The sequence below is a fragment of the Rhodococcus sp. ENV425 genome, from assembly GCF_002887785.1.
GTDB lineage: Bacteria > Actinomycetota > Actinomycetes > Mycobacteriales > Mycobacteriaceae > Rhodococcus > Rhodococcus aetherivorans.
In genome coordinates this window covers 1-18186 of record NZ_PCZU01000267.1, presented here as the reverse complement: position 1 = coordinate 18186, position 18186 = coordinate 1, and the positions used below count along the sequence as shown (strand labels likewise).

Annotated in this window: 17 protein-coding genes and 2 pseudogenes; 7 read left to right on the top strand and 12 right to left on the bottom strand. The window is 70.3% G+C overall.

The features are described 5' to 3' along the window. The coding region (locus CQZ88_RS24040) for a DUF5313 family protein (protein WP_102800429.1) at positions 1 to 378 on the top strand (378 nt) is incomplete at its 5' end. Positions 379 to 546: 168 nt separating this feature from the next. On the opposite strand, the pseudogene CQZ88_RS31745 reads toward CQZ88_RS24040, so the two are convergent. Together CQZ88_RS31745 and CQZ88_RS24030 are read right to left on the bottom strand one after the other, a co-directional pair. After that, positions 547 to 948 (bottom strand): annotated as a pseudogene (locus tag CQZ88_RS31745) (deaminase); the annotation flags it as partial. Between the two features lie 188 nt (positions 949 to 1136). Beyond that, positions 1137 to 1418, bottom strand: a complete 282-nt coding sequence (locus CQZ88_RS24030; RefSeq protein WP_146034368.1) for a hypothetical protein — start codon at positions 1416 to 1418, stop codon at positions 1137 to 1139. A 326-nt stretch (positions 1419 to 1744) separates the two neighbouring features. Here CQZ88_RS24030 and CQZ88_RS24025 point away from each other — a divergent pair, with 326 nt between their 5' ends. Next, positions 1745 to 2620 (top strand): hypothetical protein, encoded by an 876-nt coding sequence (locus tag CQZ88_RS24025; protein ID WP_102800421.1) that lies wholly within the window; start codon positions 1745 to 1747, stop codon positions 2618 to 2620. 80 nt (positions 2621 to 2700) lie between these two features. Here CQZ88_RS24025 and CQZ88_RS31740 read toward each other — a convergent pair. The 4 genes and pseudogenes from CQZ88_RS31740 to CQZ88_RS24000 form a co-directional block, all read right to left on the bottom strand. Then, positions 2701 to 3090 (bottom strand): annotated as a pseudogene (locus tag CQZ88_RS31740) (integrase core domain-containing protein); the annotation flags it as partial. 585 nt (positions 3091 to 3675) lie between these two features. Next, positions 3676 to 4374: a UPF0158 family protein gene (locus CQZ88_RS24010; protein ID WP_146034367.1), complete on the bottom strand. Its 699-nt coding sequence runs from the start codon at positions 4372 to 4374 to the stop codon at positions 3676 to 3678. Positions 4375 to 4778: 404 nt separating this feature from the next. Then, positions 4779 to 5579 (bottom strand): extensin family protein, encoded by an 801-nt coding sequence (locus CQZ88_RS24005; protein ID WP_235194122.1) that lies wholly within the window; start codon positions 5577 to 5579, stop codon positions 4779 to 4781. Positions 5580 to 5788: 209 nt separating this feature from the next. Then, positions 5789 to 6511, bottom strand: coding sequence for an N-acetyltransferase (locus CQZ88_RS24000; RefSeq protein WP_102800418.1), 723 nt, complete (start codon positions 6509 to 6511; stop codon positions 5789 to 5791). Between the two features lie 603 nt (positions 6512 to 7114). Between CQZ88_RS24000 and CQZ88_RS23995 the strand changes: the two genes are divergently transcribed. The 4 genes from CQZ88_RS23995 (at position 7115) to CQZ88_RS32325 (ending at position 11430) form a co-directional block, all read left to right on the top strand. Next, entirely contained in the window at positions 7115 to 7387 is a 273-nt protein-coding gene (locus tag CQZ88_RS23995; protein ID WP_102800417.1) for a hypothetical protein, read from the top strand. 85 nt (positions 7388 to 7472) lie between these two features. Beyond that, complete coding sequence (locus tag CQZ88_RS23990) at positions 7473 to 9158, top strand: alpha/beta hydrolase (protein ID WP_251549762.1); 1686 nt, start codon at positions 7473 to 7475, stop codon at positions 9156 to 9158. A 421-nt stretch (positions 9159 to 9579) separates the two neighbouring features. Beyond that, a complete protein-coding gene (locus tag CQZ88_RS23985; protein WP_102800416.1) occupies positions 9580 to 10209 on the top strand; it encodes an antibiotic biosynthesis monooxygenase in 630 nt (209 codons plus the stop codon). Between the two features lie 234 nt (positions 10210 to 10443). Then, the gene (locus CQZ88_RS32325; protein WP_308410823.1) at positions 10444 to 11430 is read left to right on the top strand and encodes a monooxygenase family protein; all 987 of its coding nucleotides are present in this window, start codon (positions 10444 to 10446) and stop codon (positions 11428 to 11430) included. 195 nt (positions 11431 to 11625) lie between these two features. Here CQZ88_RS32325 and CQZ88_RS23970 read toward each other — a convergent pair whose 3' ends face one another. The 5 genes from CQZ88_RS23970 to CQZ88_RS23950 form a co-directional block, all read right to left on the bottom strand. After that, positions 11626 to 12069, bottom strand: coding sequence for a GNAT family N-acetyltransferase (locus tag CQZ88_RS23970; protein ID WP_251549764.1), 444 nt, complete (start codon positions 12067 to 12069; stop codon positions 11626 to 11628). Positions 12070 to 12155: 86 nt separating this feature from the next. Then, a complete protein-coding gene (locus CQZ88_RS23965) occupies positions 12156 to 12611 on the bottom strand; it encodes a nitroreductase/quinone reductase family protein (protein ID WP_251549766.1) in 456 nt (151 codons plus the stop codon). A gap of 14 nt (positions 12612 to 12625) precedes the next feature. Then, positions 12626 to 13504, bottom strand: coding sequence for an alpha/beta fold hydrolase (locus CQZ88_RS23960; RefSeq protein ID WP_072636302.1), 879 nt, complete (start codon positions 13502 to 13504; stop codon positions 12626 to 12628). Between the two features lie 20 nt (positions 13505 to 13524). After that, entirely contained in the window at positions 13525 to 14157 is a 633-nt protein-coding gene (locus CQZ88_RS23955; protein ID WP_102800415.1) for a TetR/AcrR family transcriptional regulator, read from the bottom strand. Then, positions 14154 to 15959 (bottom strand): amidohydrolase family protein, encoded by a 1806-nt coding sequence (locus CQZ88_RS23950; protein WP_029546190.1) that lies wholly within the window; start codon positions 15957 to 15959, stop codon positions 14154 to 14156. Before CQZ88_RS23950 ends, CQZ88_RS23955 begins: the two co-directional genes overlap by 4 nt. A gap of 117 nt (positions 15960 to 16076) precedes the next feature. Between CQZ88_RS23950 and CQZ88_RS23945 the strand changes: the two genes are divergently transcribed. Continuing rightward, positions 16077 to 17147 (top strand): alanine racemase, encoded by a 1071-nt coding sequence (locus CQZ88_RS23945; protein WP_102800414.1) that lies wholly within the window; start codon positions 16077 to 16079, stop codon positions 17145 to 17147. A gap of 32 nt (positions 17148 to 17179) precedes the next feature. Here CQZ88_RS23945 and CQZ88_RS23940 read toward each other — a convergent pair. After that, a partial coding sequence (locus tag CQZ88_RS23940) for a PLP-dependent aminotransferase family protein (protein WP_102800413.1) occupies positions 17180 to 18186 on the bottom strand: 1007 nt, incomplete at its 5' end.

The following is an 18186-nucleotide window of genomic DNA, read 5'->3' as shown; positions in this document are numbered from 1 at the left end:
TTCCAGTGGCTCGCCTACGCCGTCGGCCGCCCCCTGCCCGCCTCGATGCGCGAGTGGGTGCGCAACGACCTGATCGGCGACCACGCCGTCGCCCGCCACATGGTCCGCAGCCAGGTCCCGTTCCTCCCGCTGTACGCCGCGTTCCTGCTGCTGCCCGGCCCGGTGTGGCTGCGCCTGTCGACGATGGGGCTCGGCGTCGCCCTCGCGCTGTTCTTCTCCGCCGCCTACATGGCGCAGAACCGCCGGCGCCGGCTCGAGCGCAACGGCCTGCCGGGAGACCTCGAGAATCCCCGGCGCGTCCGGGAGCGCGACGCCGAGAAGGCCGCCTACGAGCGGCTCCACTCCACGATGCGCGCCGACCTGCGGACGCGGGGGTAAGGCGCAGTCATCTCTGCCGAGTTGACGTTGCAGAGGTGGGTCCGAGGAAGCTTCACCACAGGACGACCAGCCGTCGGTGTGGCCTTTCAGCCCGAGATCCGGTTTCTCACAGCTGATACGGCAGCGGCGTGCCGATCGCCTCCACCAACGGCAGAAGACGGCACCGATCGTCTCCTCCTCGAGCCGCGCGACGACGTCGACGGCGTCACCGCTCACGACGGTCGCGTTCGGCCCGTCGAGGGCCCCTTCCAGTATGGTCGACACACCGTGCGGCATGCTCCTCATCCGGGTGACCCATGAGTCGTTCGCGCCGGACTCCTCGGTCCTCGAGGCCGGCAGTCGCACGAATTGCCGATAGGTAGTGGCTCCGAGGACCATCCGCCGCTCCGCGTCGTACAGGGCGAGGCGGTGGTCGAGCAGCGCGGGGCCCTGCTTGCCCCGGTTGCCGCGGTGGGAGCCGTAGCCGTCCGGGCTGGAAAAGACGTCGAAGGTGGAGGTAGCGGTCCTGATGCTCTCCTCGAGAGCGGGTGATCGGGTGTGGATACAGACTGAAACCACGGCCGAACTCATCGCCGTCGGACTCCAGAAGTCCGGCCGCCCGGATGCCACCGACGGACCACCGCTCCACGGTGACCGGGATGCGCTAGGGAAGACCAGCCCTCGGCGTCCTTCCGGCGCCGGTGGTCCCCACGGGTGCGCTGCTCGCCGCCCGGCTCGGCACGGGCGCCGCCGTCGGCTCCGGCCGACCGGCGGGTGCTCTAATTCGTCCCCGACTCATCCGGTCGCAGCGTCCGAAAAAGCCGGTCCGGGTCGAGTTCGGCTACCGGGGCCACCACCACACCGAGCGCCCGCGCCTCGGCCACCGCACGGGCCAACAACCGGCGGGCACGCTCGTAGCGGCACCGAAGATCGTCGGTCAGCGCAACATCGCGCAGTGCGACTCCCGCGGGGACCTCCTCGAGCGCCTCCGCGACCAGAGACCGCACGATGAGAACCCCGGTCTGTACACCCTCGACCGCCCAACGCTGCTGCCACTGCATGCCGACCGCCCTCGACTCGGCCCAGCACCGATCACCCGCCGCCATTATCCGCCCCGCAGGCCCACGGCGTCACGCCTGGAACAAGGGGATCGCCGTCGGTGACGTGCCCGGTGTCGCAGACTGCCGCCGCGACGAGACGGGGTCGCCGCCCGGCGGGACCGGGTCGCCGGTCCGGGGGATGCAGGCGCCCGAGATCGCCCCTGGGTGGACGTCGATTCGACCGCGGGAGGTGGCACACCGCCCTCACACCACCCCGGTTTCGGATCCCGGAGTCCGAGCCGGGTGATGCGGTGACAAACGCCTGATCGTGGAGTTGAGTCGACTCTGTGCGTCCAACCAAACTGTCAGTCGCCCTGGGCCGAGAAGCCCTCGCCGCGCGTACCGAATCCGCGAACGGCTGGTTGCAGGGAACACCACCGGGACGGACGGTCCGGCGTGTCATCGACGGACTCATCGACATCGAGCTCGCCGACCGATCGATGAGCCTCGCAGCCAAGATCTTCACCTCGGTACTGCCGCTGATCATAGCCGCCTCGATCTTCAGCAACTGGGATCTGGCCACCCACGCAATCGAGGAACAACTCGGTATCGACTCGACCGACCTGTCGGCCTGGGCCAGCGAGTACGACGCCACCGACCCGACCTTCGCGGCATTCGGTGTCCTCGGATTGCTGCTGGTCGCCATCAGCGGCACATCATTCACCCGGACCCTGGCACGGATCTACGCAAAGATCTGGAACGTGCCGCCGATCAGCGCCCGCGATGCCTGGCGGTGGCTGGTGGTCCTCCTCTTGGTCGCTGCGTCGGCTGCGCTGATCGGCGTGATACGCCAGGTGTCCGGTCCGCACTTCGTCGGCAGGTCGCTGGCGATCCTCGGCGAACTGGCGGTGTGGGCGGTCGTGTGGACCGTGTGCCCGTATCTGCTCACCAGGGGCGCGTTGTCCGGTCGCGTGCTGTGGGCCACCGGGATGCTCACCGCGTCAGGCCTCACGGTGATCCGTGCCGCAGGTCGGATCGTGCTGCCGAAGCTTACAGCCACAGCAGAGACGAAGTTCGGTCCCCTGGGGGTGGTGTTCACCTCGATCAGCTGGCTGTTCGCGCTGTCGATGGTGATCGTGGGTGCCGCGACGATCACCAAAGCACTCGCCCTCGACGAGAGTTACCTCGGCAGATACCTCCGCGGGCCGAGCGCCGGCGCCTGAGGTAGCCCGTCGCACTCAGGCCCGTGAGAAGTAGCTGCCGACGGCACGATGAACCGTCCTGGATCGAGTGGAGACCTCGTTCAGGCCACCTCGAGGCCTGAGGCGGCGGTGGGACGGGGTTCGCGAGAGCGTGTCTCGTAGTCGATCGGCGAGAGGTATCCGATCGACGAATGCAGCCGGTCCGCGTTGACCAGCGCACCCACTCCGCGGTTTCCGTCTCCACTTCTCCGCTTGCGTCCGCACGGACCACAATCGGCCCGGTGGATCAATTCGACCTTGTAGAGCCCTACGGTCGGTTCCCTCATCGCGTTGTCGAGGGCGTCCCCGACGCCACCGATCGAGCCGGCGATGCCCGATTCGGTCCGTGCCTCGGTGAACGTCCGTGAGGTGCACTGACCGACCACATCCGAGCGATACACCAAACCCGTTGAGGTGGAACGCAAATCGGTTCTCTTCCGGATGAACAGCGCTTACCCGTGCACGCCGCCGACGGCGCGGGGGCGTGCCGGTGTGGTTGAGCTCGGCCGCCGGCCCGGACGAACGGTGGTGGACGTTTTCCGGGTTACGCTCAACCGGCCCCAGAAGGACGATAGGAAAAGTGCTGTAATGCTCTGCAGTCAAACACTTTATCCGGTGTCGCCGTATACCGAAGCCGCGCGACGGGCAGGCCGGGTCCATCCCGGTCCGACGTCGGCGCGCCAGGGGGCGCGTCGTTCGACGATCGTCGGGTGGCGCGTCGTTATGCCGCGGACGTACGCGCGGAAGACGGCCCGTTCGCAGTCGGTATCGAGCAGCATGAGCTCCACAGTGTCGTGGCCACCTCGTCCGGGATCCGGAGGTGGTGCACCGGGCTCCTCGGCACGGCAGCGCACTGCCCCAGCGGACCCCGATTCCCGGCGGTGGCGGCCCGCGCCGGTGCACCCGACTGCTCGGCGAGACGGCGCGCCGGGCCGGGAGCCTCGTCCGGCAGCTCGCGACAAAACAACGCCGATCGCCGACGAGCACGCTGTCAAGGACTCGACTCCGGGCCCGTCCGTGGTCCGCAAGCCCAGGACCTATCCGATACGGCGGGGACGTACCCGATACCCCTGGTCCGTGAGCCATGCGCGGGCGCGACCAGCTCTGCGTTCGTCCGAGAACAGCCGATACCGGTAAAACTCGTTGGGCGACTGCGAGAGCACGTCCTTGAAGCGGCGGAAAGCGCCTCGCCCACCGAGCGCGATGCGCAGCTGCTCGGCCAGGGCGGGATCGGCCACCGAGTCGAGGAACACCTCCATGTCGCGGTAACCGGGGCGCGATCCGACGCACTCGACGAACAACCAGCGGTCAGGGTCGCCGTCCGCGTCGTCGTCGGACATCTCGTCGATGACCATGGCCGGCCACGTCTGCCCGGTCTCGAGGTCGAGACGGCCGCCGCCGTAGACGACGTCGCCTTCGAGCAGCGAGGACAGCTCGTCGAGATCGACCGCCAGTGGCCGGAGCATCGGAGTGGCCCGGGCCAGTGCGGCCTCGAGCTGGTCGGCGAGCTCCGCGTCTCCGGTCCAGCCACGCACGTGCAGCGCCGCGGCGCACCGGGTGGCCACCTCCCGCGCTCCGGGCAGCCGATCGTCGACGGCCGCGACGAGCGCGTCTCCGATCAACTGCAAGACCGCATCGGCGGGTCGTCCCCGCACCAGCTCGAGGACCGTGTCGGTACTCGTGTGCAGAGCGGCACGCAGCGCCCGCACCGCGTGTTCGTCCCAGCCGGTGTCCATCGAGTGCCGACGATAATCGCACCGGCCCCGACGCGGCATCGTTTCGGCCTTCCGGTCGACCACCTCCCTGCCGCTGGCGACAGCCGCACCGTCCGATACGACGAACACGAACGAGAGACTCGCTTTTCGGACTGCCTCACGGTCGAGCTGCGAATCCCGTTGCGGACTGACACCGAGGATCACTGCGATATCCCGCACCGACAGCCCAGGGCGGCGCAGATGCACCACCGACACCCGCGCAGCCTGCTCCTGCGCGCGAGCGGCTGCTTCGACCCGGGTCCGCGCCTGGCGTGCTTCGGCGATGGAACGACGGTCCGACCTACCACCATCTGCGGGCAAAGCAGGAGCCGCTGTTGTGGGTGCCCGATGCGGTGACCTGGTACAGCTCCTGCAGGGACGAGCACCTACCGCAGGTGCGCCGGCGGGTCGCCGGGGGTGATACCGAGGTGGATGTGATCGTGGTGGACGCGGTCGGAGAAGAAGCCCTTGCGTACTCCGTTGAGGTCGACAGGTCCACCGACCTCGGTGGCCCCCAACTCGGCGGCTCGCCGCATCAGTCGAAGCGGTCGATCGTCACCGGCCGGGGCGACCACCGGCCGACCGTCGATCTCGCGGATGTCCACGGCTCGTCCGACGGCGTGGTTGGACACCCGCGCGGTCGGAAACACCGTCTGGATGTGGCCGGTATGCATCACCTGGATCGTCAGGGTGAACTCCCGGGACAGTGCGTGAAGTATCGCCAGCAGCTGGGTGTCGATCCTGCCGGTGCGGACGTCGCTCCGGGCGGGGTCCGGCAGGACGATCTTCGGGTCGGCGAGCACCGCTGCGGCCGTGTCGGTCAACGGCAGCGGCGAACCCAGCGAGGTCGGTGGGACGAGTCGCTCGACGGTCCAGTTGCCGCCGGGTTCTCGGGCCAGCCGCACGTCCACGACGAGTTCTCGGATCCAGGGCCCCGAGACGGTGCGCAGGTTCTGACCGACCAAGGCGATCACCGCCGCGGTATCGCGGGCCAGCCCGCCGTACTGCGGATAGACCACGGTCAGTTCCCCAGCGCGGGCGGTGGACGGTTGGAGGACGGACGCGGTCGCTGCCGCCGCCGGTGACGCGCCGGCCCGGACGAGGTTGTCGACGGCCGTCCCGTCGTCGCTCCAGTTGCCGGCGGTTTCCAGAAACGCCGCCGCGGTGCGCTTGATCTCCGGGGACACTTCGCCTGGGGCCGGCCGCCAGCGACTCGCGTCGGCGGACAACGGAGAACGAAGTGGGCCGGCTCCGGGACCAGGGTGAGGTTGCTGCGGTGTCGGCGTGGTTGCCGGGTGCGCAGGTTCGGACGGGGTCGACTCGACGGCGCACGATGCCACTGCGGCGGCCGAGCCCGCGGTCAGCAACGTCAACAGCTGACGCCGGGTCAGATTCATCAGGGATCTGTCCCGCACCGGTCGCAGAAACTGTCGGGGCGGGCCGGAGGCACGACGGGGTGGCGATAGCTGCGTACGGCGACGCCGTCGCGGGTGAGGTGTTCTCGCACCGGGCTCCATCCCAGGTGTTCGTAGAACGCGCCGGCGCCGTCCGGGCCGGCGCTGGTGAGCAGCTCGGCTGTTGCAGCGCCCCGCTCGTGCGCACGGGTGAGAAACAGCTCGACCAGGCACGCACCGACGCCGCTACCCCGCAGCGGCGGCCGGACGGCGACCGCGGCCAGCAGAGCTACCGGCACGGGATCGATCTGGGCCGAGTGCGCGGCAGGCCGTGAGGTGATCGTGCGAAGAAGGCGTCGGGTCCACGGCCCCGCCCGTGTGCGCAGGAACCGCACCGCCAGTGGTGGGTGATGCAGCAGCGACAAGGCTGCGGTCGAGGCCAGGGCCAGCATGCAGCGGCGGTCGGCCAGCACCGCCCGCATGTGTGCCGATTCGTCGGTCGATCCGAACAGGAAGGCGCACACGTCCTCGCCGGAGTCGCACCGACGCTCCGCGACGAACGCCACTGCATGCGGTGAGTCGAGGAATGTCCTGTGCCAGCGACGCATGAAACGCGGCCCCCGAGCGGGGAAGAACCCGACAGGCAGCTGCTCGATGTGCAGTTGCGCTGTGGCGTCGAGATCGGCGGCAGTGGTGCCTCGCAGGACGAGATCGTTCGCGGTCAACGGACCGGGCCGTGGAGAAGGCGCCGGTCGGGCACGGCACCGCGGGCGGCGGCGACGCAACGTCGGTCGGTACACGAACCGGTTCCCCTTCTGCGGTCAGGTCAGGCCGGGCATGCCGTGGTCATTTCTCGACGTCGCATCTCTCGATACGGCCGCCGAATCTCCGACGCAAGGCCGGACAGCATTGCGCCGATCACTGGGCACGGAGTCTTCTGCGCCGCAACTGGGGTGGTCCGGGCCGTGAGATGGCGGAACCCGAGCGATCGCGCCGCCACGAGTAGGGCGACGCGCGTCCCGGCTCCTCCCGCGGGCTCACAAGCACGTGGCGTAGTTGACGGTGTGGTCGGACCCGAACAGGGTGCTGCTCCTCACGGACGACGGCCTGCCCTCAACCCTCTTCCCCGGTCCGGACCGGGGAAGACGAAGTCCTGTCTCGAGTGTGCCCCCGGCGGTAGGGCTTCGCCCGCGTTTCCGAGGAATCTGCTCGAGACCCGAGCCGGGCGCCTCACGGAGCGGATCCTCGCCGAAAGCCACGGCTGGGCCGAAACGGGGCTGCCGGACTCGGCTGTCAGGACAGCGGCGGGACGGCGGTAGCCTCGGGTCGTGATCGAGCACCACCTCGATCTCCTCGACGGAGCATCCTCGATGCAGATGCACGGCGTCGGCGACCATCTCCGGGACCTGGTCGAGCCGACGAGCCTGGGCTGCGGCCTCAGGGCCTCAGGGGGCGCGGTGTCCGCCACCCGAGCGAACTCGTCCGCGGCGGTCTCGACCGTCACCTCCGGCTCGCGGGCGTGGAACTGGACGCTCGTCCCGGTTCGCCGGCGCCGGCCCCCGAGCGGCCGCGTCATGCCGAGATGGATACATACCGCCTGAATGTCTTACCGCCTAATGTAATTCGATACTGTTGGACGTCACAGCATCAATTCGGTGAGACAATCCAGGAGTCGAAGGGAGGCGCATGATGGCCCAGGCACGAACCGTGATCGGTGAGAGCGTCGAGGAGTCGATCGGGGGTGGCGAGGACGTCGCGCCACCGAGGCTCGGGCCGGCCGTCGGCGCCCTGGCCGACGTGTTCGGTCACGGCCGGGCGGTGGCCCGGCACGGCGTGTCGTTCGGCAGGGAACTGGCGAAGATCGCCGTCGGCCGGTCGACGGTGGCTCCGGCGAAGGGAGACCGCCGGTTCGCCGACTCGGCGTGGAGTGCGAACCCCGCCTACCGCCGGCTCGGGCAGACCTACCTGGCGGCAACCGAGGCCGTCGACGGAGTCGTCGACGAGGTCGGTCGCGCGATCGGCCCGCGACGCACGGCCGAGGCCAGGTTCGCCGCCGACATCCTCACCGCGGCCCTGGCCCCGACGAACTACCTGTGGACCAACCCCGCGGCGCTGAAGGAGGCGTTCGACACCGCCGGACTCAGCCTCGCACGCGGCACCAAGCACTTCGTCTCCGATCTGATCGAGAACCGGGGCATGCCGTCGATGGTCCAGCGCGGCGCCTTCACCGTCGGGAAGGACCTTGCGGTGACCCCGGGTGCGGTGATCTCCCGCGACGAGGTCGCCGAGGTGCTGCAGTACACCCCGACCACGGAGACGGTCCGCCGCCGGCCGGTGCTCGTGGTGCCCCCGCCGATCGGCCGGTACTACTTCCTGGACCTGCGGCCGGGACGCAGCTTCGTCGAGTACAGCGTGGGCCGGGGCCTGCAGACCTTCCTGCTGTCGTGGCGCAATCCCACCGCCGAGCAGGGCGACTGGGACTTCGACACGTACGCGGGCCGGGTGATCCGGGCGATCGACGAGGTGCGGGAGATCACCGGCAGCGACGACGTGAACCTGATCGGTTTCTGCGCCGGCGGGATCATCGCCACCACGGTGCTCAATCACCTTGCCGCGCAGGGCGACACCCGAGTGCACAGCATGGCCTATGCGGTGACGATGCTGGACTTCGGCGATCCGGCACTGCTCGGCGCGTTCGCCCGGCCCGGCCTGATCCGGTTCGCCAAGGGCCGGTCCCGCCGCAAGGGCATCATCAGCGCCCGCGACATGGGGTCCGCGTTCACCTGGATGCGCCCGAACGACCTGGTGTTCAACTACGTCGTCAACAACTACCTCATGGGTCGCACCCCACCGGCCTTCGACATCCTCGCCTGGAACGACGACGGCACCAACCTGCCCGGCGCCTTGCACGGTCAGTTCCTCGACATCTTCCGTGACAACGTGCTCGTCGAGCCCGGCCGGCTCGCCGTGCTGGGCACGCCCGTCGACCTGAAGTCGATCACCGTGCCCACGTTCGTCTCGGGCGCCATCGCCGACCATCTGACCGCATGGCGCAACTGCTACCGCACCACCCAATTGCTCGGTGGAGAAACAGAATTCGCGCTCAGCTTCTCCGGGCACATCGCCAGCCTGGTCAACCCGCCGGGCAATCCGAAGGCACACTACTGGACCGGGGGCACACCCGGCCCGGACCCGGATGCCTGGCTCGAGAACGCCGAGCGGCAGCAGGGCAGCTGGTGGCAGGCCTGGGCCGACTGGGTGCTCGCCCGCGGCGGGGAGGAAACCGCCGCGCCGGACGCACCCGGCAGTGCGCAGCATCGCGCGCTCGACGCCGCTCCCGGCCGGTACGTGCGCGACCTGCCCGCCGGCTGACCGCCCGTCCCCCGGCGACCCGTCCGGACCCGGACCCGGACGGGTGTCCCACCACAGCGGTAGTGACGACCGCTCTGCTCCTGCTGGAGACCCGCTCTCCGGCACCTTGGAGACGTCTCGGGTTTGCAACGCCTTCCGATCGTTGCATCGACCCATGGAACGGGCGCCTCCCGTACCCGTCGGACAACGCGCAGACGCACCCGACGGCGTGGTGACACAACACCGGCGCAGCGTTCTGCTGTGGACACCGAGGGCATGCACCTCGGAAAACACGAGACCCCGCGAGCCCGCGACGACTGCGGCGGCTCCTGGGCGCCGAGAGAATCGGCCACCGCCCATTGCCTCCGGCGGATTGAGGGAGCAGGGTGAAGCACGGGGGAATGACCGGCGACGCCGCGTCGGCGCCGCCCTGAGGAGAAGGGTGCCGATCATGTTCGCACGCTCCACCACAATTCACGCGCATCCGTCGTACATCGACGCCGGGATCAAGCACGTACGCGACACCGTGATGCCCGCGCTGGCGGACATCGAGGGCTGCCTCGGAATGTCCCTGCTGATCGATCGCGGCTCGGGCCGGTGCATCGCGACCAGTTCGTGGCGGGACGAGGAATCGCTACGCGCCAGCGAGGGCCCGGTGCGGACGCTGCGTGACGCCGCCGCCGAGATCTTCCACGGCACCACGGAGGTCTCGCGGTGGGAGATCGCTGTCATGCATCGCGACCACCATTCCGAGCGCGGGGCCTGGTGCCGCGTCACCTGGATCAAGACCGAACCCGCCCACATGGACCGCGGCGTGGACATGTGGAAGATGGCCGCATTGCCCCAGATGGAGGAACTCGAGGGCTTCTGCAGCGCCAGCCTGATGCTCGACCGCGCCGCGGGTCGCGGGGTGTCGTCGCTGACGTTCGACAGCGCCGAGGCGATGGAACGCAGCAGAGAACGCGTCGACAGCATCCGGGCCGAAGTGGCTCGCGCGGCGGGCGCCGAGGTGCTCGATACCTGCGAGTTCGAGCTCGCCATCGCGCACCTGCACGTCCCCGAGATGGCGTGAGCTGATCAACTTTCGAGAAGGACGACCCCGGCCGGTTGCGCCGGTTGCCGCAGCGACCGGCCGTCATTCGAAGATCGAATATGTGCTCGGGCAAGGGGAGCGGTCTACGCACCGAAACCGTGTCCGAAGACATGAATGCCGTGTCCGAAGACGTAGATTCAGGGACCGGAGACCGGTCACCATCACTCACACCCGGTGGGGGCGCGGCGGTGCGAGGCCGGATGGGAGGCCGCCATGATCGAAGTCGAGGACAGCATTGTCATCGCGCGCCCGATCGGCGAAGTATTCACCTTTGTCGCGGACCAGACCAACGCTCCCCGATGGCAAGACGGATTGCTGGAAGTACGCCGGATCACCGCCGGACCGCCGGGAGTAGGTACCAGGCATGTCGCTGTCCGTAGATTCATGGGACGCAAGCTCGAGCTGACCAACGAGTACGTCCACTACGAGCCGAACACGAAGATCACCTTCACCGGGGCTTCGGGACCGAGCAGTTTCGAGGCGGCGTATCTGACCGACACGACGGCCGACGGGACCCGGGTGACGTGCCGCATGCGGATGGAGCAGAGGGGCCTCTTCAAGCTCGGTGACCCGCTGGTTGCTGCCGGCCTCCGACGGGAATTTGCCGTGAACCTGGAGAACCTCAAGGGTCTGCTCGAAACGAAGGCCGACGGCCACCTGCCGACGAAGGACCGTGTCATGCGTGTCGACCGTTCGACCATCGACCTGTCCGGCTACCCGGACCTGGTCGTCGTCTACCTCGGAATGCGCGTGAATCGTCCTCGCGGCTTGCTGCGGATGCTGGGGCTCGGACCGCAGATCAACCGATCGTGGAAGGACAAGCCCGACGGGCTGCTGCTGCACGAGGACTTCATCTGGTCCCTGCTTCCGCCCCACGCCGGGATGCGGCAATACTGGCGCGACCTGGACAGTCTGGAACGCTGGACCCGCTCCGACCCGCATCGGCTCTGGTGGCGCACGTTCCTGCGCGACTCCGGCGGCACCGGGTTCTGGCACGAGACCTACTTCATGCGCGGCGGCGTCGAGGCGATCTACGACGACATGGCCGAGCCGACCGGTCTCGCGCGGGTTGCCCCACGCGTGCCGGCCCGCGGAGCGATGTTCTCCGCACGACGGCGCGCGGGCGACACGACGCCGGCAACGGTCGCGCCCGTGGTCTTGGAGAGCGACTACTACGCCGACGAACCGGAGACACGCTGACCTTGCTCCCGGGTGTTCCGAGTGGGCGCGGCGACCGGTCCGGGGAAGCAGCCCCCGCCGGGCCCCGACTGCGGTTCCGCCCGGCCCCGGCGCTGCAGACAGGGATACCCGTCGCTCGCGGTGGTTGTCACAGAGGGCCGGTTATCGGACGAGTCTGACTTCGACGAGAGCCGTGCCCGGGTAGTTCTTCTCCGCTCAGTCGGGCAGGAAGCCGTTGCGGCGATAGAAGCTGTGCGCGCGGGGATTGTCCTCGGCGACCCAGAGTTGCGCACGGTCCCCGGCCAGAACCGCGTCCAGAAGTTCCTGCCCCGCACCACTCCCGTGGTGTTCGGGCAGGAGATAGAGGGTGTAGAGCTGAAGATCTCGGACGGGGTCCTCGTCGTCTATCGGTATGCCTGCAGAAGCGAACCCGACAATCTCCCCGTGAGCCTCTGCAACGCGCAGTCGCGGCGGCCGCCGCGGCCCGTTCAGCATGGAGCGCCACATGGCCTTCCGCTGTTCGAGCGCGTCGTCGTCGAAGAAGGAGCTCGGGAGAAGGTGCCCGTACGTGGCGCGCCAGGTGACGATCAGCACCCGAGCGATCGCATCGGCGTCGGCCGGTCCGGGCGCCCGCACGTGGAACTCCGAAGCCTCCCGCACGGTTCGAGACTAGCAACGCGGGCAGATACCGCACGCAGGGCTCGTCGGAGGGCCGATGCCGACCCTGACCGATTCGGCGAGCCCTGTCAGTCCTCGTCCGGCGCGAGGACGTAGATCGGGATCTCCCGCTCGGTGCGCCGGGCGTACACCTCGTAGTTGGGCCACACCTCCACCAGCACCTCCCAGTGGATCGCCCGCTCGCTGCCCTCCGAGCGTCGCGGTACCACCACGGTCTCGCGGCCGCGGTAGGTGACCCGGGCCTCGTCGGCGGCGTCGAGATTGCGGGCCCAGCCGGGCAGCTCCGGCATCCCCCAGTTCGAGCCGGCGACGAGCCAGGCGTCGTCGTGCGGAACGCCCAGCAGCGGCGTGCTCCGCTCGACCCCGCTCTTGCGGCCGCGGACCGTGAGGACGAGCTCCGGCAGGCCGGCCAGGGTGAGCAGAGTGACGCGGCCGAACGTGACCCGCTGGATGGTGTGGTCGACGGTGACGATCTGCTTGCCGAACCGCGGCAGCCACGGCTGGCTCCCCAGTTTCACCGCCACCGGCCGGATCGGATTCACGCCGGCGACCAGGCCGCCAGGACCGTGCGCACGGCGGTGACCACCGCCAGCGGCTGGTCGATGACCGGGTGATGTCCCGCGACCGGCAGATCCGTCACCAGCGCGTCCGGACCGAACTGGGGCCGCATCCGGGCCAGCAGGTCGGGACCGACGATGCCGTTCTCCGAGCGGAAGTAGGCGATGCGGCACTTCGCCTCGAAGCTCTCGAGGCTGGTGCGCCGGTCCTTGGTCATCCGCAGGGCGTCGAACTTCCAGCTCCACCCCCCGGGCACCTGCCGCATGGACTGCCGCGCGATGTGCTCGAGCACGTACGGCTCGGCGGTCTCCTGGGGCGGGACCAGCCGGAACCGCGCCATCGCCTCCTCCGCCGTCGGATACACCTTCGTGCCACTGCGCTCCCGCGCGGCCTGCGCCCGCATCTCGATCTCCTCGGGCGTCAGGTCCCGGATCGGGGAGTCGAGGATCACCACCCCGTCCAGCCGGTCGCCGTACAGATGGGAGGCCGCGAAGGAGACGATCCCGCCCATGCTGTGGCCGACCAGCACCGGGGGCCCGGCGATCCCGCCGGCCTGCGCCACCGCGAGCACCTCCGCGGCCCACAGCTCGAGGGAGTAGCCGTCGCGGTGGCCGCTGTCCCCGTGCCCGCTCATGTCCAGCGCGACGACGCGCCGGCCCTCGGCGAGCTGGGGTGCGACGTGATCCCACCAGCGCGAGTGCGCCATCCCGCCGTGCACCAGCACGATGCCGGGACGGCCCTCCTCACCCCACGCGCGGTAGGCGATCGAGACGCCGGCGACCTCGACGTTGCCGGTCTCCACCGGCGCGGCAAGTGCCTCGACGAACCACTTCGGCGCCGATTCGTTGTCGATGCTCATTACCCGAACCTACTTCGCTCTCACCTTCCGGTCACCAGCTGGGCCACCAGAGCGAGACGCGGCTCCTCCTGCTCGGGCTGCGGGTGGACCACCGCGGCGACGGCCTCCCCGTCCAGCAGGTGCACGATCGTGAACAGCAGCGTGTCGAATTCCGCCGGTTCGAACCGGGAGGCGATCGGCAGGGTGCGGCCGAACTCGGCGATCTGGGCGTGGTACCGCTGCGCCATCGGAGCGAGACGGGCGCGCAGCGCGGGATCGGTGCGCGCCGCGCCGAGCAGTTCGTACCAGGCGGCGTTGATCGGGGCGCGGCACGCGGCCCGCAGCAGCCGCAGGCACTCGCGGACCGACTCGGGGCTGTCGCCGGGCCCACCGAGTTGTGCGAGCCCGAGCCGGAAGTTCGCGAACTGCCGCTCGCGGACGGCGTCGGCGGCGGCGACCATCAGATCGAGCCGGGCCGGGAAGTGCCGGAACACCCCACCGGAGGACACCCCGGAGCGGCGGCACACCTCCCCGATGGTGGTGGCGGTGTAGCCGAGTTCACCGAGGGCCTCGACGGTCGCGTCGAGGATCCGCTCGATCGTGGCCGTGCGGCGCTGCTGCTGGGTGCGCCGCCCCGCGACCGGGTGTCGTTCTCGCTCCGGCGCTTCCGTCATCGGGTGCCGCTCCGCGCCGGCACGGGTCCACGCGCGTCGACGCCCGCGCGCAGGAAGCGCCCGGTGCCGACGGTGGCGCCGTAGCCGGGCACGAACTCGCCCGCACGGAACACCACGCGCCCGGCCACCGCGGTCGCGGTGACGGCGGCGTCGTTGCGGTTGACCATGCGGCTCAGTCCGCCGAACTCGGGCATGGGCGCCTCGTGGTAGGCGTCGGTGTCCTCGTTCAGACCGGCCGGGTCGACCACCACGAGGTCGGCGCGGTCGCCGATGCGCAGGTGCCCGGCGTCGATGCCGTAGAAGTCGCCGAGTTCACCGGTGAGCTTGTGGATCGCCGATTCCAGCGGCATGACGGGCTTTCCGCGCCCGGCGTACTCGTGGATGCGGCGCAGCATGCAGATGCCGTAGTTGTAGAACGCCATGTTGCGCAGGTGCGCGCCGGCGTCGGAGAAGCCGACGGTCACGCCGGGCTGCCGCAGGAGCCGGTTGGCCACCTCCGGCCGATCGTTCGCGATCACCGTGTGCCAGCGGAACTTCCGTCCGTGTTCGACGACGAGGTCCAGGAAGGTGTCCACCGGGTGCACACCGCGTTCGCGCGCCACGTCGCCGATGGAGCGGCCGACGAGCGACGCGTCGGGGCACTCCACGATGGTGGTGTCGTCGAAGTCGCGGTGCCACACGCGCGGCGAGAACTTCTTGTCGAAGTCCTGCCGGAACCAGCGGCGGTACGCCTCGTCGCGCAGCAGCTCGTTGCGGGCGACCTCCTCCTTCAGGTGCAGGGCGGCCCGCCCCGAGCCGAACTCCTCGAACACCACGAGGTCGATCCCGTCGGAGTACACCTCGAACGTGGTGGGCAGGTGCTGCCAGCGGAAGGCGCCGCGGCCGATCCGGTTGGCGGCGAAGGCGATCGGAGCGAAGATGCGGTGCACCCAGCGTTCGGCCTTGGTGTCGGCGGCGGCGAGCACGGCGGCCTTCATCGGCTTGCGGCCCAGGCCGGTGGTGGCGAGGGCGAAGAATGCCACGTCGTACTTGGTGTTGAGGTTCGGCACGGCCTGCAGGACGCGGCCGCGGCGGCGCAGGATGCGGTGTATCCGGCGGAACTCGGACCACGAGGCGTGGGTCGAGGGCAGCGTGCGGGAGCGGTAGCGATCGCCGTCGAGCTTGTCCCAGGGATTCGTCATGGTGGACACGCCGAGGAATCCGGCGTCGAGGGCGTCCTCGATCCCGGCCTCGATCGCGGCGAGTTCGGCACGGCTCGGAGCGCTGGCGGGATCGGTGGAGCGGCCGAGCCCCAGGACGGCGGCCCGGACGTCGGAATGCCCGATGAACGCGGCGACGTTCGGGCCGAGCGGCAGGGCGTCGAGCGCGGCGACGTATTCCCGGGGCGACGACCAGGTCCTGCCCTGCTCGAGCGCGGCGAGCACGTGTTCGCGGGGCAGCGCCTCGACCCGGCTGAACAGGTCCGCGGCGTCGAGCGGCGGCACGAACACCGTCGAGAGCGAGCAGTTGCCCATGAGGACGGTGGTGACGCCGTGCCGCACCGACTCGGGCAGGCCGGGCGAGACGAGCACCTCGGCGTCGTAGTGGGTGTGGGGGTCCACGAAGCCGGGCATCACCCACCGGCCTTCCGCCTCGATCACCTCGGTGTCCGGCCCGATGGGCAGCGGTTCGGCGCTCGCCGCCGCCACCACGCCGTCCCGGATACCGAGGTCGCGGACGACGCCGGGTGCGCCGGTGCCGTCGAACCACAGACCTCCGCGGACAACCAGGTCGAACTCGGCGGGCGCCGGTGTCGTGTCCATGTGACCTCCCTCACGTCGATGCACCGAGCATAGCGAGAAAGAGGACGACCGCTCTCTATTTTCGGTAACTCGCCGGGCAGGCGCCGGACCGGTCGGGGCCACGAATAGAGTGCGGCCATGCCCGCGTTCCCGGCCGTCCCCGCCACCCCCGCTCTGCTCGTCGACCGTGACGTCCTCGACCGAAACATCGCGCGGATGGCCGACGCGGCGCGCATTCGTGGCGTGGCCCTGCGCCCGCATGCCAAGACGCACAAGTGCGTCGAGATCGCCCGTCGCCAGATCGCCGCCGGCGCCGTCGGGCTGACCGTCGCGACGGTCTCCGAGGCCGAGGTCTTTGCCGATGCCGGTTTCCGCGACCTGTTCATCGCGTATCCCCTGTGGACGGACGCCGCGCGCGGGGCCCGGCTGCGTGCGCTCGCCGCGGAGGTCCGCCTGACCGTCGGGGTGGACTCGGCCGAGGGCGCGCGGGCACTCGCCGAGCACGCCCGACCGGGCCTGCACGTGCTCGTCGAGGTCGACAGCGGTCACCACCGCACCGGGGTCGCCCCGGAGCGGGCCGGGTCGGTCGCCGTCGCGGCCGCCTCGGTCGGGCTCGAGGTGCGCGGCGTGTTCACGTTCCCGGGGCACTCCTACGGGCCCGGTCGGCCGGCCGTCGCGGCGGCGGACGAGGCGACGGCACTGAGCCGGGCGGTGGCGGCGGTGGCGGCCACCGGACACGACGCGAGCGTGGTCAGCGGCGGCTCGACCCCCACCGCGCACCTCGACGTGCCGGCTGCCACCGAGCTGCGGCCGGGCGTGTACGTCTTCGGCGACGCGCAGCAGCTCGAGCTGGGCACGGCCGGTGCGGACGCGATCGCGCTGACGGCGCTGTCGACGGTGGTGTCGGCGCGTGACGACACGGTGGTGCTCGACGCCGGCAGCAAGGTGCTCGGCGCCGATCGCGCCGCCTGGGCGACGGGCTACGGCCGCATCCTGGGCGCACCGGACGCGCGGATCGTCGCGCTGTCCGAGCACCACGCCACCGTGCAGTGGCCGGACGCCGCCGATCGCCCCGCGCTCGGCACCCGGGTCCGGGTGATCCCCAATCACGTGTGCACCACGGTCAATCTCGCCGACGACCTGATCGTCGTCGCCGGGGACACGGTCGTCGACCGGTGGCCCGTCGCCGCCCGCGGCTGCAACACGTAGGCGGCTCCGCCGCCGGTGCGTCCTTTGGGCGGCTAGGACAGCCCGAAGGACACACCGCGCAGGGCCGCCCCGATCGCGTCGGCCGCGTCCACCGCCCGGGATTCCGGCAACCGCGCGTACCCGCACACGAGTCCGCGCGGACCGCCGGGGGCCGCGCTGTACGTGCTGAGCGGCGCGCTCTCCACCCCGAGCCGTCGTGCTGCGGCGGCGACCGCCACGTCGTCGACGTCCTCCGGAAAACGCAGCACCACATGCAAACCCGCTTCGATACCGGTCACCGACACGCCGAACCGCTCGAGATCGCGTAGCGCACCGACGAACGCGGACCGCCGGGCGCGGTACGTGCGGGACGCACGCGCCAGATGCCGCGACAGTGCCCCCGACTCGATCAGCCGGGCCAGCGCGGACGCGGTGACCGAACACGCCACCTCCCCGCTCTCGGTCACGGCTGCCGCGATCCGCGAACGCAGCGGGACCGGCGGTATCAGCCACGCGAGCCGCAGATCCGGCGACAGGATCTTCGAGGCGGTCCCCACGTAGGCGACGCACTCGCGCCCGCCGTCGATGCTGCGCAGCGCCGGGAGTGCGGACACGTCGTATCGGAACTCGCCGTCGTAGTCGTCCTCGACGACGACAGTCCCGGTCTCGGCGGCACGGGCGACGAGCCGTGCCCGACGGGACACCGGCATGCGCGCCCCCATCGGATACTGATGAGCGGGTGTGCAGTACACCGCGGCGTCGGTCTCCCGCACCAGGTCGGGATCCAGACCGTCCTCCCCCACCGGGATCGGCCGCGGCCGGGCGCCCTCGCCGACGAGCGCCCGTCGCGCACGGCCGTACCCCGGGTCCTCGAACGCGACGTCGCGGTCCCGCAGCGTCGCGGCGATCGCGAGCACCCGGATCGCGGCGGCGACGCCCGGCAGCACGACGATCTCGTCCGGGCCGCAGGCGAGGCCCCGCGTCCGCCGGAGGTGATCGGCCAACGCCCGGCGCAGCTCCGGATGCGCATCCGGATCGGCGACGCCGAGGGTGCGTGGTG

Excerpts from the sequence above, each read along its gene's own strand:
- CQZ88_RS23990 (WP_251549762.1), top strand. The coding sequence starts at position 7,473 with ATGATGGCCCAGGCACGAACCGTGATCGGTGAGAGCGTCGAGGAGTCG.
- CQZ88_RS24030 (WP_146034368.1), bottom strand. The coding sequence starts at position 1,418 with ATGCAGTGGCAGCAGCGTTGGGCGGTCGAGGGTGTACAGACCGGGGTT.
- CQZ88_RS23945 (WP_102800414.1), top strand. The coding sequence starts at position 16,077 with ATGCCCGCGTTCCCGGCCGTCCCCGCCACCCCCGCTCTGCTCGTCGAC.
- CQZ88_RS24010 (WP_146034367.1), bottom strand. The coding sequence starts at position 4,374 with ATGGACACCGGCTGGGACGAACACGCGGTGCGGGCGCTGCGTGCCGCT.
- CQZ88_RS23950 (WP_029546190.1), bottom strand. The coding sequence starts at position 15,959 with ATGGACACGACACCGGCGCCCGCCGAGTTCGACCTGGTTGTCCGCGGA.
- CQZ88_RS23960 (WP_072636302.1), bottom strand. The coding sequence starts at position 13,504 with ATGAGCATCGACAACGAATCGGCGCCGAAGTGGTTCGTCGAGGCACTT.
- CQZ88_RS32325 (WP_308410823.1), top strand. The coding sequence starts at position 10,444 with ATGATCGAAGTCGAGGACAGCATTGTCATCGCGCGCCCGATCGGCGAA.
- CQZ88_RS23955 (WP_102800415.1), bottom strand. The coding sequence starts at position 14,157 with ATGACGGAAGCGCCGGAGCGAGAACGACACCCGGTCGCGGGGCGGCGC.